Annotated in this window: 18 protein-coding genes; 13 read left to right on the top strand and 5 right to left on the bottom strand. The window is 68.2% G+C overall.

Going from position 1 to position 15,476, the window contains the following annotated elements; genetic code table 11:
• Positions 1–180 precede the first annotated feature (180 nt).
• The 7 genes from IBX22_RS06595 to IBX22_RS06565 all read left to right on the top strand — a co-directional run bounded on the left by IBX22_RS06595 (position 181) and on the right by IBX22_RS06565 (position 5,161).
• Entirely contained in the window at positions 181–1,284 is a 1,104-nt protein-coding gene (locus IBX22_RS06595; protein ID WP_194814450.1) for an alcohol dehydrogenase catalytic domain-containing protein, read from the top strand.
• 138 nt (positions 1,285–1,422) lie between these two features.
• On the top strand, positions 1,423–2,307 hold the full coding sequence (locus tag IBX22_RS06590; protein WP_194814449.1) for an NAD(P)-dependent oxidoreductase: 885 nt from the start codon (positions 1,423–1,425) through the stop codon (positions 2,305–2,307).
• A 310-nt stretch (positions 2,308–2,617) separates the two neighbouring features.
• Positions 2,618–2,941 (top strand): type II toxin-antitoxin system Phd/YefM family antitoxin, encoded by a 324-nt coding sequence (locus IBX22_RS06585; RefSeq protein WP_194814448.1) that lies wholly within the window; start codon positions 2,618–2,620, stop codon positions 2,939–2,941.
• A 2-nt stretch (positions 2,942–2,943) separates the two neighbouring features.
• On the top strand, positions 2,944–3,393 hold the full coding sequence (locus IBX22_RS06580) for a type II toxin-antitoxin system VapC family toxin (RefSeq protein WP_309234459.1): 450 nt from the start codon (positions 2,944–2,946) through the stop codon (positions 3,391–3,393).
• An 82-nt stretch (positions 3,394–3,475) separates the two neighbouring features.
• On the top strand, positions 3,476–4,222 hold the full coding sequence (gene dapB, locus IBX22_RS06575; RefSeq protein WP_194814447.1) for a 4-hydroxy-tetrahydrodipicolinate reductase: 747 nt from the start codon (positions 3,476–3,478) through the stop codon (positions 4,220–4,222).
• Positions 4,219–4,704, top strand: coding sequence for a hypothetical protein (locus IBX22_RS06570; RefSeq protein WP_194814446.1), 486 nt, complete (start codon positions 4,219–4,221; stop codon positions 4,702–4,704). The genes dapB and IBX22_RS06570 overlap by 4 nt, the downstream gene beginning before the upstream one ends.
• Before the next feature lie 4 nt (positions 4,705–4,708).
• The gene (locus IBX22_RS06565) at positions 4,709–5,161 is read left to right on the top strand and encodes a flavodoxin family protein (protein WP_194814445.1); all 453 of its coding nucleotides are present in this window, start codon (positions 4,709–4,711) and stop codon (positions 5,159–5,161) included.
• A gap of 376 nt (positions 5,162–5,537) precedes the next feature.
• Here the strand turns inward: IBX22_RS06565 and IBX22_RS06560 are convergent, their stop codons facing one another.
• Positions 5,538–5,675, bottom strand: coding sequence for a hypothetical protein (locus tag IBX22_RS06560; RefSeq protein ID WP_194814444.1), 138 nt, complete (start codon positions 5,673–5,675; stop codon positions 5,538–5,540).
• Between the two features lie 311 nt (positions 5,676–5,986).
• On the opposite strand from IBX22_RS06560, the gene IBX22_RS06555 reads away from it, so the two are divergent.
• The 4 genes from IBX22_RS06555 to IBX22_RS06540 are packed head-to-tail and all read left to right on the top strand — an operon-like array spanning position 5,987 to position 10,231.
• On the top strand, positions 5,987–6,667 hold the full coding sequence (locus IBX22_RS06555; protein WP_194814443.1) for a response regulator transcription factor: 681 nt from the start codon (positions 5,987–5,989) through the stop codon (positions 6,665–6,667).
• Positions 6,631–7,959: a sensor histidine kinase gene (locus IBX22_RS06550; protein ID WP_228538223.1), complete on the top strand. Its 1,329-nt coding sequence runs from the start codon at positions 6,631–6,633 to the stop codon at positions 7,957–7,959. The genes IBX22_RS06555 and IBX22_RS06550 overlap by 37 nt, the downstream gene beginning before the upstream one ends.
• Positions 7,952–8,980 (top strand): hypothetical protein, encoded by a 1,029-nt coding sequence (locus IBX22_RS06545; RefSeq protein ID WP_194814442.1) that lies wholly within the window; start codon positions 7,952–7,954, stop codon positions 8,978–8,980. Before IBX22_RS06550 ends, IBX22_RS06545 begins: the two co-directional genes overlap by 8 nt.
• A 48-nt stretch (positions 8,981–9,028) precedes the next feature.
• Entirely contained in the window at positions 9,029–10,231 is a 1,203-nt protein-coding gene (locus IBX22_RS06540; protein WP_194814441.1) for a winged helix-turn-helix domain-containing protein, read from the top strand.
• 4 nt (positions 10,232–10,235) lie between these two features.
• Here the strand turns inward: IBX22_RS06540 and IBX22_RS06535 are convergent, their stop codons facing one another.
• Positions 10,236–10,712: a hypothetical protein gene (locus tag IBX22_RS06535; protein ID WP_194814440.1), complete on the bottom strand. Its 477-nt coding sequence runs from the start codon at positions 10,710–10,712 to the stop codon at positions 10,236–10,238.
• Positions 10,713–10,861: 149 nt separating this feature from the next.
• Between IBX22_RS06535 and dapA the strand changes: the two genes are divergently transcribed.
• A complete protein-coding gene (gene dapA, locus IBX22_RS06530; protein WP_194814439.1) occupies positions 10,862–11,770 on the top strand; it encodes a 4-hydroxy-tetrahydrodipicolinate synthase in 909 nt (302 codons plus the stop codon).
• Positions 11,767–13,836, top strand: a complete 2,070-nt coding sequence (locus IBX22_RS06525; protein WP_194814438.1) for an RNase J family beta-CASP ribonuclease — start codon at positions 11,767–11,769, stop codon at positions 13,834–13,836. The genes dapA and IBX22_RS06525 overlap by 4 nt, the downstream gene beginning before the upstream one ends.
• Before the next feature lie 55 nt (positions 13,837–13,891).
• Here the strand turns inward: IBX22_RS06525 and IBX22_RS06520 are convergent, their stop codons facing one another.
• The 3 genes from IBX22_RS06520 to IBX22_RS06510 all read right to left on the bottom strand — a co-directional run bounded on the left by IBX22_RS06520 (position 13,892) and on the right by IBX22_RS06510 (position 15,435).
• The gene (locus tag IBX22_RS06520) at positions 13,892–14,452 is read right to left on the bottom strand and encodes a hypothetical protein (protein ID WP_194814437.1); all 561 of its coding nucleotides are present in this window, start codon (positions 14,450–14,452) and stop codon (positions 13,892–13,894) included.
• Between the two features lie 61 nt (positions 14,453–14,513).
• The gene (locus tag IBX22_RS06515) at positions 14,514–14,894 is read right to left on the bottom strand and encodes a DUF4189 domain-containing protein (RefSeq protein WP_194814436.1); all 381 of its coding nucleotides are present in this window, start codon (positions 14,892–14,894) and stop codon (positions 14,514–14,516) included.
• A gap of 145 nt (positions 14,895–15,039) precedes the next feature.
• Complete coding sequence (locus IBX22_RS06510; RefSeq protein ID WP_194814435.1) at positions 15,040–15,435, bottom strand: DUF4189 domain-containing protein; 396 nt, start codon at positions 15,433–15,435, stop codon at positions 15,040–15,042.
• Between the last annotated feature and the right edge of the window lie 41 nt (positions 15,436–15,476).

Here is a 15,476-nt window from a genome sequence, read left to right as displayed (position 1 = left end):
GTCGTGACGGTCCCGACCCTGGGCTCGGTACAAGGCGGCCAACAGGAGCACCGTCACGGTGATGGAGGTTAGTGGGACGGTCGCCAGATTTTCAACCCCCGAGTGACGCAGGCCATGTTCGACGGCTGGGGGATGGCAATCGGCGGAGCCGATGGGGCGGGTGCGGGTAGCGTCGGGCGAATGAAGATTCGTGGTGCGGTTCTGGAGCGGATCGCGGCCCCTGTGCCTTTCGCCGAGTCGGCGCCGATCACCGTCTGCGAGCTCGATCTCGCCGAGCCCGGGCCCGGTGAGCTGCTGGTTCGCATCGAGGCGGCCGGGTTGTGCCATTCGGATCTGTCGGTGGTGGACGGCAACCGGGTGCGGCCGGTGCCGATGCTGCTCGGCCACGAGGCCGCGGGCCGGGTCGAGGCGGTCGGTCCCGGCGACGGCGACATCGCGATCGGCCAGCGCGTCGTGATGACGTTTCTGCCGCGCTGCGGGGAGTGCGCCGGGTGCGCCAGCGAGGGCCGGACCCCGTGCGGGCCGGGCAGTCTCGCCAACAATGCCGGTGAACTCCTGAACGGTGGACGCCGCTTGCGCCGCGACGGCGCGGACGTGCACCACCACCTGGGTGTCTCCGCCTTCGCCACGCACGCGGTGGTCGACCGGCGTTCGGTGGTGCCGGTCGACGACGACGTGCCGCCGGAAGTCGCCGCAGTGCTCGGCTGCGCGGTCCTCACCGGCGGTGGCGCACTGCTGAATTCGGCGAAGCCGGGCCCCGGTGACCGCATCATGGTCGTCGGTCTCGGCGGCGTCGGCATGGCCGCGGTTCTGGTCGCCGTCGCCCTCGGGCGTGAGGTCATCGCCGTCGACACTGTCGCCGAAAAGCTCACCCTCGCAACCAAACTCGGTGCCGCGGCGGCCTACACCCCGGGTAATCTCACGGAGAAGTCCATCCAAGCCGAGATCGTGATCGAAGCCGCGGGCAACATCCGCGCCTTCGAAACCGCTGTCGCCGCAACCGCTCCCGGCGGCACCACCGTCACCGTCGGCCTCCCCGCCCCCGACGCCCGCGCCAGCATCTCCCCGCTCGCCCTGGTCGCCCAGGGCCGCACCATCGTCGGCAGCTACCTCGGGTCCGCCATCCCCGCCCGCGACATCCCCGAATATGTCCACATGTGGCGCGCGGGCCAACTTCCCGTCGAACGCCTCGTCTCCGCCCACATCGGCCTGGATCAAATCAACCACGCCATGGACGAGCTCGCCGCCGGCCACGCCCTCCGCCAGATCATCGTCTTCGACTGAGCGCGGTGCGCTGACCTGGATGCTTACCTCCAGCGGGGGTATTCGACCAAATAGTAGGTACTTGTCGGCGCCCCGCGCGCACCCCAAGACTTGGCCCGCGGGCCTCGAAGCCCGCGGCGAATCGACTTGGGAGGCAGTATGACCAGCACCAACCGCACCCCCGTGACCGTGCTCGGAATCGGCTCGATGGGCCGGGCGGTGGCCTCGGCGTTCCTGGCCGCCGGGCATCCGACGACGGTGTGGAACCGTAGCCCGGAGCGAGCGGCCACACTGGTGGAACACGGTGCCGTGCACGCGGTTTCGATCGCGGACGCGGTCACGGTGAGCCCGGTGATCATCTCCGTTCTCACCGGATTCGACGCGACCCTGGACGCGCTGGCTCCAGCTACCGGCGCACTGGCCGGCCGGACCGTCATAACCCTCAACAGCGGTAGCCCGGCGGGCGCCCGCAAGGCCGCCGAATGGATCACTGCGCAGGACGCCCGATTCCTCGGCGGTGCGATCAAGAATGTCCCTGCGGCAGTGGGGGATTCGGACACCCTGCTGTACTTCGGCGGCGACCGCACCGTCTTCGACGAACACGCCGACACCCTGCGCGTACTGGGCGGTGACCTCGTGCACTTGGGCCCGGAACCGGACCTCGCAGCCCTCTACGAAGCGGCGGTCGGCGCCACCTTGCTCCCCGCACTCCTCGGCTTCGTCGAGGGCGCGGCAGTCCTCGCCGCGCGCGGCATCCCGGCCGCCACGATGGTGCCCTACTCCCGCAAATGGCTCCAGATGATCGAGTCCCTGCTCCCGATGCTCGCCGAGGAGATCGATACCGCGGACTACACCAAGCTCGGCTCCTCGGTCGCCCTGTTCCACGACACCGTCCAGGAGGACGAAGCGCTCGCCGCCGAAACCGGCGTCGACATGTCCTGGCACGCGCCCCAGCACGACCTGCTCCGGCGCGCCGTCGCGGAAGGGTATGCGGAACAGAGCATTACGGCCCTGTTCGAAATGATCAGGAAGCCCGCGGCCTAGTTGAGGCCTGCTGACCGAAACCCGCACGATTGCGGCCGTCGTCGACTACTCTTTGACTAGAGTGGTCACATCGGTCGGAAGGAGTGATCGTGGAGCACGAGAAGAAGCGGCGAGAGGGTAGCTTCGTCGAGTTCATGGCCAGCTCCCCGTTGTCGGGATCTGGTGTGGATCTGGAACTCGGTCGGAAATCTAGTGGGCACAGGCTGGTCCGGCGTATTGCGAACTCGGTTGCTGGGCTATGGCGGAGTAAGCGGCGCGGCCGTAAGCTGAATTGACTAGACTGGTCACAACTAGCGGAAGAGGCGGTTTCATGGCTCGCAAGCAAACTCGACCAGCAGGAAGCGACCAGTCGGCCAGTGAACCAGGTTCGGAGCGCCCAGATATCGCGTGGCCGCTCGCCGATGCGAAGGCCAGGTTCTCCGAATTGGTCGACACGGTGGAACGGGAGGGACCGCAGGTGATCAGCAAGCACGGGCGCGAGGTCGTGGTCGTCGTCCCGATCGACGAGTGGCGACGCAAGAGCAAGCGGCAGGGCAGCTTTGCCGAATTCATGGCGACCTCGCCGCTACGGGGAGCTGAGCTGGAGCTGGAACGGGAACGGAGCGATTCCGCGCATCGCGATGTGGTGCTCTAGTGGTGAGTAGCGAGCGAGTGGTCGAGCGGATCGGCTATCTGCTGGACACGAACGCGATCTCGGAATGGATGAAGCCTCTTCCGGACCCTGGCCTGATGGATTGGTCGCACGCCACCGATGAGGACCTGCTGTACCTGAGTGCCGTGACGATCGGGGAAGTTCGGCGCGGGGTCGAACGGCTACCGGACGGTCGTCGCAAAGCCCGCCTGACCGCTTGGCTTGCCGAAGACATCATCGATCGATTCGGCAAGCGCCTGTTGCCGGTGGACGCTGCTGTGGCGCAGGCCTGGGGAAGGATGCGAGCTCGGGCCGATCGTCAGGGGCAGGCCGTCGACCCGATCGACGGCCTCATCGCGGCGACCGCGGAATCGCATGGACTTACCGTCGTCACCCGGAATCGGAAGGATTTCGCGAACACAGGCGTACCGGTCATCAGTCCCTGGGACGAGTAGGCAGACAGTAGGGCTCCGGTGGGGCCTACTAGGCTGGTCGGGAACGCGGGGTGCCGGAATGCCCCAGGACACAGGAGGTGCGGTGACCATTCGGGTCGGGGTGCTCGGAGCACGCGGGAAAGTCGGACAGGCGATCTGCGCGGCGGTGGCGGAGGCGGCTGATCTCGAGCTGTCCGCGGCCGTCGACAAGGGGGATGCGCTGGAGGCGTTCACCGAGAGCAAGACCCAGGTGGTCGTCGATTTCACGCACCCCGATGTGGTGATGGGGAACCTGAAGTTCCTGGTGCAGAACGGCATTCATGCCGTCGTCGGCACCACCGGCTTCGATGCGGCGCGCCTCGACGAGGTACGCGGCTGGCTGGAGCAGCAGCCCGAGACCGGGGTGCTGATCGCGCCGAACTTCGCCATCGGTGCGGTGCTGTCGATGCGGTTCGCCGAGCAGGCGGCGCGGTTCTTCGAGTCGGTCGAGGTCATCGAGCTGCATCATCCGAACAAGGCGGACGCGCCCTCGGGCACCGCCTACCGCACCGCGGGCTTGATCGCCGAAGCGCGGGAACGCGCCGGTGTCGGCAAGAGCCCCGATGCGACCAGCACCGAGCTGGACGGCGCGCGCGGCGCCGACGTCGACGGGGTGCGAGTGCACTCGGTGCGCCTGGCCGGGTTGGTCGCGCACCAGGAAGTGCTGTTCGGCACCCAGGGCGAAACCCTCACCATCCGCCACGACTCCATCGATCGCTCCTCCTTCGCGCCGGGCGTCCTGCTCGGGGTGCGGGAGATCGCCAAGCGTCCCGGCCTCACCGTCGGGCTCGACCCGTTCCTGGATCTGTGACAGTCCAGGGGCCCGCAGGCAGCGACGTCCGCAAGGTCGTCGCCTTCGTCGCGGTTCTGGTGGTGGTCCTCGGGTTCTATTTCCTGATGCTCGGCCGCATCGGCTTGGAGCTCCTCGGCTCCGGGGAGCTCGCCGCGATGGCCATCGGCCTGGGCGTGCTGATTCTGCCGCTGGTCGGCGTCTGGATCGTCGTCGCCACCGTTCGCGCCGCGCTCGACCACCAGCGTCTGGCCGCGCGGATGCGCGAGGAAGGCCTCGAACTCGACACCTCGGAGCTGCCCCGCCGCCCCTCCGGCCGCATCGAACGCCCGGCCGCCGACGCACTGTTCGCCCAGGTCCAAAAGGAATGGGAGGCAGACCCGGACAGCTGGCGCGTCTCCTACCGGCTCGCCCGCGCCTACGACTACGCCGGCGACCGCACCCGCGCCCGCGAAACCATGCGCCGCGCAGTCGCATTGGAAAAACTCGAACGCGAAAGCTGAGACGGTGCCCCGGCTGCTGATCATCCACCACACCCCCTCCCCGCACATGCAGGCCATGTTCGAGGCGGTGGTCGCGGGCGCGACCGACCCGGAGATCGAGGGTGTGGAGGTCGAACGCCGCGCCGCCCTGGCCGTCACCGCCAGCGACGTGCTCGCCGCCGACGGCTACCTACTCGGCACCCCCGCGAACCTCGGCTACATGTCCGGCGCCCTCAAGCACGCCTTCGACACCTTCTACTACCCCTGCCTCGACTCCACCCGCGGCCGCCCCTACGGGCTCTACATCCACGGCAACGAAGGAACCGAGGGCGCCGAGCGCGGCGTCGAAGCCGCGACCACCGGCCTCGGCTGGGAGAAGGCCGCAGCCGCGGTCATCCTCTCCGGCCCACCGGGCAAAGACGACATCCAACGCTGCTGGGATCTCGGCGCCACCGTCGCCGCCCATCTCATGACGTGAACTTGCGAGTCCCGGGATATGCGAATGGGGTGGTCCTGAAAAGGACCACCCCATTCGATTCCGGTGCACGCGAGCCTCAGGCGAGGCCCCAGGCATGCAGCAGGTAGGTGATGTTGACCGCGAGATTGGTCACGGAATTCGCCAGATCGAGGGTGGCGGAACCCAGATTGAGCAGCGGCACGGTATGTCCTCGGGTTGATCGAAATACTGTCCCTCGACGGTAAGAGCGTCAGCAAACAGATCGCAAACTATCTCGTGACCCCGGGTGTAAGCCGGGCTCGGTGCTGGTCTCCGATTGTTGTTATGCGCCAACAGATTCGAAGTCACATCAGCACTCGGTGCCGCCGCGTGCGATATGAGGCAAGTCACGGAATTGCTAGCTGCGATGGAACGGAACCGCCTGCCCCGCCGCGCTGAACAGTGCGAAAATCCGGGCAAGCTTGGCCTTCGCCGAGGCGGTGGAGGCGACAGGCTCGGCGTGCTGGACGCCGGTGGCGCGGGTGATCGTGGTCATGACTGGGTCTCCCTATCGTCGAGCTGCTTCAGGCCGGCCGCCATCGCGGTCCCGGTGAGCATGGCGAGTGTTGTCAGTACCGTGCCTGCGGCAACGAGTGCGGTGATGGCTTGCATGGCAGTAAGTTTCGCCTAGTAAAGAAACTGCCACCAGTGGCTGTATCGACATAGTTCGCAAATATTCGGCCAAGTAGGTGGCCCCCGATTTTTGGTGTCTGACTTTTCCGGCCACCGGCACGTCATACTCGACGTGACGTTGTAGCGGTGGGGAAGTGTGGACCGGGTTCCGGCTCGGGATGGGAGTGTCGTTTGATGAGCGCCGAAGGGGGCGACGTCGCAGCGCGACGGATCGGACTGGTCGAAGACCATGAATCCGTCGCGATCGGGCTGGCCGCGATGCTGGCCCCGGAACCGGATCTGAATCTGGTGCTGACCGCGGGCACCGTGCCGGAACTGCTGGCCGCCGAGGGGGCGACCGAGCTGGACCTGGTGGTGTTGGACCTGCGTCTCGCCGATGGCTCCTCCCCGGAGGACAATGTGCGCGCCCTGCGCGACCGCGGCATCGAAGTGCTGGTCTTCACCGGCGCCGACAACGCTTTCCTGGTGCGCGCGGCCGCCCGCGCCGGCGTGCTCGGGGTGGTGCGCAAGTCCGAGGACGCTTCGACCGTGGTCGCGGCGGTGCGCCAGGCCGCCTCCGGCAACCAGGTCGTCACCACCGACTGGGCCGCCGCCATCGACGGCGATCCGCAACTGTCCGATGTCGGCCTGAGCCCGCGCCAGGAAGAGGTGCTCATGCTGTATGCCTCGGGTGAGAAGGCGTCCCGGGTAGCCCGGCTGGCCGGACTCTCGGAGCAGACCGTCAACGACTACCTCGGCCGCATCCGGCAGAAGTACGCCGACGCGGGCCGTCCCGCGCCGACCAAGACCGACCTCTACAAGCGGGCGGTGGAGGACGGATGGCTCCCGGTTCCCGAGCGGCACTCCAAGGCATGACCTCGTCCAGCACGCTGGACACCGCCGCCCCACCGAGCGTGAGCGCCGCCTCGCTCGACCCGATTCTGGTCGGACGCTGGCGTCGGGGTTTCGCGTCGGTGTCCCAAGTGAAGGCGTCCGAACCGGCCTCGGATCGGATCCTGCGCCGGCTCGCGCTGGTCTTCGGCATCGCCGGGGTACTCGCCGTCATCGCGGAGATCCCCGAGATCGCCGACCAGAGCCGCGCCGCGCCGCTGGCCTGGACGGTGCTGACGGTGGCGCTGGCGTTCGGGTGGTTCCCGGTGCTCGCGATCGTGTCGATGGGCTTGAGTACCCGCGTCATCCAGTGGGTCGCGGCCGCCGCCGCGGTCTGTTATCTGCTGGCGTTCGCGATCGTGCCGTTCATCTACCGGGAACCGCACATCGACGCCACCGCGGTCTGGCTGTACCGGGTGTTCGCTCTCGGTGTGCTCGCGGCGGCGCTGGCTTGGCGTCCGATGATCGCGGTGGTCTATCTCGTCGTCGGCGCCGCGGCCTCGGCGGTCGCGAACATGTATGTGGTGCCCCATGGTTCGGCGTGGACGCTGGCCGGGGACTTCGCCCGCGCCGCCGGTTTGTGCGTGCTGTTCCTGTGGTGCGCGATCTACGCGCGTGCGGCTGCCTTGCGGGTCGACCGGGAGTCGGCGATCGCCAGCAGCCGCGCCGCAGTCGCGGCGGGTGCGACCGCGCGCGACCGGGAACGTGCCCGTTTCGCCGCGCTCATCCACGACGCGGTGCTGTCGACGCTGCTGGACGCGTCCCGCGCGGGCACCGAATCCCCGGTGCTGCGCAGGCAAGCCGAACGCACTCTCACCCAACTCGACGAGGCCCGCGGCAGCGCGATCGAACCGGACCGGCTCAACGCCAAACAGGCGATCGGGTTCCTGCGCGCCGCCGTGCACGAGGTGAACCCGGGCATCGCCTGCACCGCGCGCCGCTGGTCGGGATTCGACGATCTGCGGCTGCCGGTGCAGGCCGCGGGCACCATCGCCGCGGCGCTGGCCGAGGCGGTGCGCAACAGTCTGCGCCACGCCACCGTGCCGGGTCGCGCCGTGCAGCGGACGGTCACCGTGACTGTGAGCGCCGGCGGCATCCGGGTGGTGTTCCGCGACGACGGCCCGGGTTTCGATCTGAGCCAGGTCCCCGCGGACCGGCTCGGCGTCTCGGTGAGCATTCTGGGCCGGATGCGTCAGCTGGCCGGTGGCGCCGGTTTCGTGGAATCGCAGCCGGGGGAGGGCACGACGGTGACTTTGGTGTGGGGTAGTGATGGCTGATACCGGCAACGAATTCGGCCTGCGCGATCTGCTCGGCCTGCGGGACGGCTCGGCCTGGCTGTTCCTGATCATTCTCGAGCTGACCATCGTGCTGTACATGGTGCGCAATCTGTCGCATGTGCCGCTCATCGCGGCGGCCGTGGCCGCGGCGCTGCTGGTCGTGGCCGGGATCCTGGTGCTGGTCATCCCAGTGGATCCATTGCCTTGGCCCGCAACGGTTTTCGTGACGGCGTCCGGTCCGGTGGCGACGGCCCTGACCACCATGGACGTGCAGAGCGGCTGGTCGCGCCCGGTCTGGACGGCGTTCGCGTCCTCCTACGTGCTGGCCGTGCTGGTGCTGCGCGGACGGCTGGGCGCGGCCTGGCTCGGCGTGGCCGCCATCGCCGTGGTGGTGGTCAGCGCGGGGGTGCTCGGTGAGTTGCGCGCCGGAGTGATGGCCGGTTCGGTCGTTCCGGTCGCCACCGTCGCGGGTGTCTCGGTGTGTGCCGCCCTCATGCGCCCGACCCAGCGTTCACTGCGGTTGCTGCGCGAAGAGGCGACCATGCGCGCCGCCGCCGAAGCCAGCATGGAAGCCGAGAACGGCGAACGGGACCGGCAATTGGCTCGCCTGGACAAGGTGGCCCGCCCGATCCTGGAACGCATCGCCGACGGCGCCGACCTGACCGCCGAGGAACGCGAGCAGTGCCGGCTGCTGGAAGCCGAACTGCGCGACGGACTGCGCGCGCCACAGCTGGTCACCGACGAATTGAGCAGTGCCGCCCGCGGCGCCCGCTCCCGCGGCGTCGAGGTGGTGCTGCTCGACGACGGCGGTTTCGCGGGCGTGCCGCGCTGGGTGCGGGAACGCGTGATCGACGCGGCGACAAAGGAATTGGACGCCGCCAACGCGGGCTCGGTGACCGTGCGGGTGCTGCCCATGGGCCGCCGCATCCTGGCCACCGTGCTGGCCAACGCCCCCGACGCCGATCGCCGCACCGAGATCGACACCGCCGGCGCGGTCAGCGTCATGACCGAGGCCTGCTAGTTGTAGGGTCCGGCGAACTTGTCGTACCCCCGTGGCATCCTTCGACGGGTGCGAAGGATGAGCGCGGCGGCGGCACGCCGGACGGCATTGGCGGCGCAGGGGTTCGGCAGGCGGAAACCGGCGGTCGCCAACCGCCGGGCCATTCAGGATGTGCTGAGCAGAACCCAGCTGTTGCAACTGGATTCGGTGTCGGCGGTGGTGCGCGCGCACTACGCCCCGGTATTCAGCCGCATCGGCGCCTACGACCGGGCATTGCTGGACGAGTTCGCGTGGAGCCACAGCGCGCGCCGGCCGCGGCGGCTGGTGGAGTACTGGGCGCACGAGGCCGCGCTGCTCCCGGTCGAGGATTGGCCGCTGATGCGCTGGCGGATGGCGAAATATCAGCACGGCCGCTGGGCGTCGGCCAAGCGGGTACTCGAGCACAGTCCGACCCTGAGCAAGGACATCCTCGATGTCATCCGCGCGGCCGGTCCGTCGACGGCCGGTGAGGTGGAACGCCACCTCGAGCTGGACAAGCCGCGCGCCAAAGATCATTGGGGCTGGAATCTCAGCGACACCAAGATCGTCTGCGAGCAGTTGTTCGCCACCGGCGAGCTGTCGGTGGACAAGCGGGTCGGATTCGCCCGGCACTACGACCTGACCGAGCGGGTCATCCCGCCGGAGGTGCTGGCGCGCCAGATCTCCGACACCGACGCGTTCCGTGAGCTGATCCTGCGCGCAGCAACGGCTTTGGGCGTCGCGACCGAACCCGATCTGCGCGACTACTACCGCATGCACCGCTCCCAGACCGAACCCGCGATCGCCGAACTGGTCGACGCGGGGGAGCTGGAACCGGTCGAGGTCACCGGCTGGGACAAACCCGCCTACCTCCGCACCGGCGCGAAGACGCCGCGCGCGATCGAGGGCGCGGCCCTGCTCTGCCCGTTCGACCCGCTGATCTTCTTCCGGCCGCGCACCGAACGGATTTTCGACTTCCACTATCGGATCGAGATCTACACCCCGGAACCCAAACGGGTGCACGGCTATTACGTCTTCCCGTTCCTGCTCGACGGTGCACTCGTCGGCCGTGTCGACCTGCGCGCCGAACGCGCGACCGGCCGCCTCCTGGTGCCCGGCGCCTTCGCCGAACCGGGCCACTGCACCCTGGAAACCGCTGCCGCCCTGAAGAACTCGCTGCGTGAAATGGCCGACTGGCTAGAGCTCGACGAGGTGGTGATCGGCGCGAAGGGCGATCTCGCGCCGCTGCTCTAGCGCCTCAGATGTCGGTCTTACCGAACCCGCTGTCCCGGTCCCGCTTGTGCCGGCTGCCGTACCCGCCCATCTGATGGCGCAGCGCATCGCTGACGGTGTTCTGCAGCCAGCCGTTCAACGACATCCCGCTCTGTTGTGCCGCTTCCTCGGCCTTGGATTTCAACTGCTCGACCATCCGCAAGGTGACGCGGCTGATATCTCCGGTCATCTCCTCGAACGTGGGCGGCTCGTCCGAGCCCGGGTTCTTCCGGACGTCCACGGTGGCGTCGGTGCCGTCGACCGAGACGTGCACCGTCCGGTCCCCGAGCTCGGCGCTGACCTCTGCGGCCAGATCCGACAGCGCCGCCAGCAACGCCAGCCGCGCCGAACTTTCCGTGGCCGCCGCCAGTGCGGCAGCGGTGGCCTGCGTCTTCTCGTCGCCCAGGGCGGCGGCCGCGATCAGGTCTTCGCGCAGCCGGGTGGTGTACTTGTTCAGATCCATGACACCAGTGTGACGTCATATCTGGTGTCAGACAAGGGCGGGATTGATGCCATAGATCATCGGGGTGGGAGGTGAATCACCGGGCCGGGCGCGTCGATCGGCGGTCAGGATGTCGTTCCTGATCTCTGGACCGGGTAGCCTTTCTGACCATGACGAACGGTGAATCGACGCCAACACCGCGGAGCGCGTCCGGCACGGTCGGTGTCGCAATGGTGACCCCTTTCAGTGCCGACGGCAAGCTGAATGTCGATGCCGGTGTAGCCCTGGCCGCCCGTCTGGTCGACCGTGGCGTGGACCTGCTCGCGATCTCCGGCACCACCGGGGAATCGCCGACCACCACCGAGTCGGAGAAGTTCGATCTGCTGAACGCGGTCGTCGACGCGGTCGGTGACCGGGCCACCGTGATCGCCGGCGCCGGCACCTACGACACCGCGCAGTCCATCGAGCTCGCCCGCAACGCGCAGCGCGCCGGGGCCCACGGCCTGCTCGTGGTCACCCCGTATTACTCCCGCCCCACCCAAGACGGTTTGATCGCGCACTTCACCGCGGTCGCCGACGCCACCGATCTGCCCATCACGCTCTACGACATTCCACCCCGTTCGGTCGTCCCGATCGCCTCGGACACCATCCGCACCCTCGCCGAGCACCCGAACATCGTCGCGGTCAAGGACGCCAAGGGCGACCTGAACGCGGGCGCCGACCTGATCGCCAGCACCGGCCTGGACTTCTACTCCGGTGACGACTGCCTCAACCTGCCCTGGTTGTCGGTCGGCGCGGCCGGATTCATCAGCGTCATCGGCCATCTCGTGCCCGAACGCCTGCGTGAACTGCACCAGGCCTACAACGCCGGTGACGTGGTGCGCGCCAGAGAGATCAATGTGAGCCTGCTGCCCCTGAACACCGCGATGGCCCGCCTGGGCGGCGTCGCCATGAGTAAGGCCGGTCTGCGCCTGCTGGGCGTGGACGTCGGCGAACCACGATTGCCACAGTTGATGCCGAGCAGCGAGCAACTCGACCAGCTCGCCGCTGACCTCCGTCTGGCGGGAGTTGCCGCATGACCGAGCCCATTTCGCCCCGTCCCGCCCGCCGCCGCGCCGCCAGTCGTGCGGCCGGTGCCCCCGCGCCGGTGCAGCCGGACGCTCCGATGCGCATCGAACAGCCTGCGCCGGAGCCTGCCCCGGCCACGGAGTCGGTCTCCGCTGCCGTGGCGCAGGAGCCGCGTCCCGAGCCGGTGATGCACGCCGAGCCGGACGTCCCACCTGCCCGTAAGAAGGCGAAGAACACCGAAGAAGCCCCGAAGGCCAACCAGGCCAAGAAGTCCTCGCAGGCGCAGGATGCGGGCCAGCAATCCAATGGTCAGTCCAACCGCGGCAACCGCGGGCGGCAGCAGGGCGGTCGCGGCGGTCGTCGTGATCAGGCCCCCGCGCCGGCGCCGGTGAAGGCCGCCCAGGATCGTCTCGGCCCGCCGCCCAAGGCCCCGAAGAACGGGCTGCGCGTCTTCGCGCTCGGCGGCATCGGTGAAATCGGCCGCAACATGACCGTTTTCGAATACGGCGGCAAACTGCTGATCGTCGACTGCGGCGTGCTGTTCCCCGAGGACCAGCAGCCCGGCGTCGACCTGATCCTGCCCGACTTCCGCCCGATCGAGGACCGCGTCGACGACATCGTCGCCGTCGTGCTCACCCACGGTCACGAGGATCACATCGGCGCGGTGCCGTTCCTGCTGCGCCTGCGCTCCGACATCCCGATCATCGGCGCCAAATTCACCCTCGCGCTGATCGCGGCCAAGTGCCGCGAGCACCGGCTGCAGCCGAAACTGGTGGAGGTCATCGAGGGCGAGACCACCATCCACGGTCCGTTCGAGTGCGAGTACTTCGCGGTCAATCACTCGATTCCGGACGCGCTGGCCGTATCGATCCGCACCCCCGCGGGTGTGGCGTTGCACACCGGCGACATCAAGCTCGATCAGCTGCCGCTCGACGGCCGCCTCACCGACCTGGCCGGGTTCTCCCGCCTGGGCGACGAGGGCGTCGACCTGTTCCTGGTGGACTCCACCAACGCCGAGGTCCCCGGCTTCGTCACCCCGGAACGCGAGATCGGCGGCGTGCTCGACACGGTCATCGGCAAGGCCACGAACCGCGTCATCATCGCTTCCTTCGCCAGCCACGTGCACCGCATCCAGCAGGTCGTGGACGTGGCCCAGAAGCACGGGCGGCGAGTGTGCTTCATCGGCCGCTCGATGGTGCGCAACATGCAGATCGCGCAGGATCTCGGTTACCTGCGGGTGCCGCAGGGCCTGGAGGTCGACCTCGAGGTCGCGGCGACGCTGCCCGGCAACCGCCTGGTGCTGATCTCCACCGGTTCGCAGGGTGAGCCGCTCTCGGCGCTGTCGCGGATGGCGCGTGGCGAGCACCGTCAGATCCATATCCGTTCGGACGATCTCGTGGTGCTGGCGTCCTCGCTGATCCCCGGCAACGAGAACTCGGTGTTCGCCGTGGTGAACGGCCTGGCCCGGCTCGGCGCCACCGTCATCACCCAGCAGAGCGCGAAGGTGCACGTCTCCGGGCACGCATCCGCGGGCGAGCTGCTGTACCTGTACAACGCGGTGCGGCCCACCAATGCCATGCCGGTGCACGGTGAATGGCGGCATCTGCGCGCCAACGCCGCGCTGGCGGTCGCCACCGGCGTCCCGGAGGAGCGTGTGGTGCTGGCCGAGGACGGTGTCGTGGTCGACCTGGTCGACGGCATCGCCAGCATCGTGGGCCGGTTCCCGGTCGGGCACGTCTACGTCGACGGCCTCTCGGTCGGTGACGTCGGCGAATCCACGCTGTCGGATCGTCTGGTGCTCGGCGAGGGCGGTTTCATCTCGATCACCGTCGCGATCGACTCCACCACCGGTAAGGCGGTCAGCACACCGGAGCTCAACGGACGCGGTTTCTCCGACGACCCGGCCGCGCTCAGCGACGCCGCCGAGCTGGTCGAGGCGGAATTGCTGCGGCTGGCGGGAGAGAACGTCACCGATGCCCATCGCATCGCGCAGAGCGTGCGCCGCGTGGTGGGCCGCTGGGTCGCCGATGTCTACCGCCGTCGCCCGATGATCGTGCCCACCGTCATCGAGGTCTAGGACATACGAAAAGCGCCGGGAAGCAATCGCTTCCCGGCGCTTTTTCGTGTATCCGTTACTTCGCCTGGCAGGCAGCCGAATCCAGCTTCGCCGCCTTGACGATGTTGCAGGTGAACTGGTTCGACACCTTCCAGCCCTCGGTCTCGGCGACGAACTCGACGAAGGCGTTCTCCACCGGCGCACCGCCGATGGTGACCTTGGCGTCGGCCTTCAGTTTGCCCTCCTTGGGCTCCTGCACGCCGGTGATCTCGACCTTGACGTTGTTCTTCTTCGCGGCGTCGACCAGCTTGTCGACCAGCTGCGGATCCTTTTCGGCATCCTGCACCCAGCTGATCTTCTCTTCCTCGCCGACCGAGGCGTCGAAGGCCTTGTTGATCTTCTCGTTCAGCTCGGCGACGGTCGGCTTGGGCAGGTTCGGCGGCGGCGTGGTGGTCAGCTCGCCTTCGGCCTCGATCGCTTCACCGGCCTTCTTGCCTTCTTCGTACTGACCCGCGGACGTCGCCGTCGCGCTGGGGCTCGACGTGGAGTCGCCCTTGTCGGAACCGCACGCGGTCAGCGTGAGCGCGGAGGCGGCGGCCACGATGGCGACCGCGGCGCGAATGGATCGGAGTTTCACGTATTCCCCTCGATGAAAAAGTGTTCGCCGCACCGGGTTTGCCGCGGCAAAGGTACCGGTTCTAGCTGTAGCCGTTGGTGCAGCGCCAGGTCACGACGTGGCTGCCGGCCAGCCGGGACAGCGCGGCGTCACGGGCGGCGCCATAGTTGGACCGCGAGGAGGCCTGCCAGGTCGTCGAGCGCGGGTTCTTGCGCGCCACCAGCACGGCACAGCCGTTGCGCCAGGACAGCAGGACCGAGCAGCCACCGCCGCAGGTCCGCACCGCGGCGCCCTCGGCCTCCTGGAAGCCGTTGTAGTTGTTGGTGATACTCCAGCGGCCGTTGTTACCGGTCGCGATGGCACCGTAGTAACCACCGCCCTGCGCCTGCGCGGCCGGAGCCGAAACGGCAAGTGCCGCACCGACGGCAACCATTGTGGTGGCTGCGGTGATGAACTTCTTCACGTGTGAACGCCCTCCATTGACTTAGCGATCCGGACCCAGCGGATCGTTGACAACGTACATTTCCGACATCCGAGACGCCAACCTGTAGGTTTCGCGAATTCGGGTGCGCATGAATGCCGTTGCGGGTCGAAAATCTGGATGTCGGCTACAGGGCGTAGCCCTCGGTGCACTGCCAGTGCTCGATGCGGGCGCCCCGGCCCGGATTGTTGGCGATCGCTCGATCGCGCGCGGCACGGAGCGACGGGCCCGAGCCATAACTCCAGTGCGTGGGTGAAATGGCAAGCGCCCCACAGCCATTGCGCCAGGTGAGCACCGGGCGGCAGTCCGGGTTACCGCCGTACTGCAGACAGGCGCGGACCGCCCCGGCCTCCGCGGCGGCGTGGGTGGCCACGTTGTAGGTGAAGCCGTAGTGGTGGTTCGACATCGCCACGGCGATGCCCCCGTAGGACGGGCCCTGAGCGTGGGCCGGAGCCGCAGTGGCAGCTAATACCGTTCCGGCTATCGCCGGCAGGACCGCGGCAAGCGTCGCGAACTTCTTCAAAACTTGATCCCCTCAGTCGACGTCGAGGGCGCGGCCCGCGA

It is taken from the genome of Nocardia sp. XZ_19_385, from assembly GCF_015355755.1.
In the GTDB taxonomy this organism is placed as follows: Bacteria; Actinomycetota; Actinomycetes; order Mycobacteriales; family Mycobacteriaceae; genus Nocardia.
Note: the sequence above shows the minus strand (reverse complement) of the source record. Positions and strands in the feature narration are given on the sequence as shown.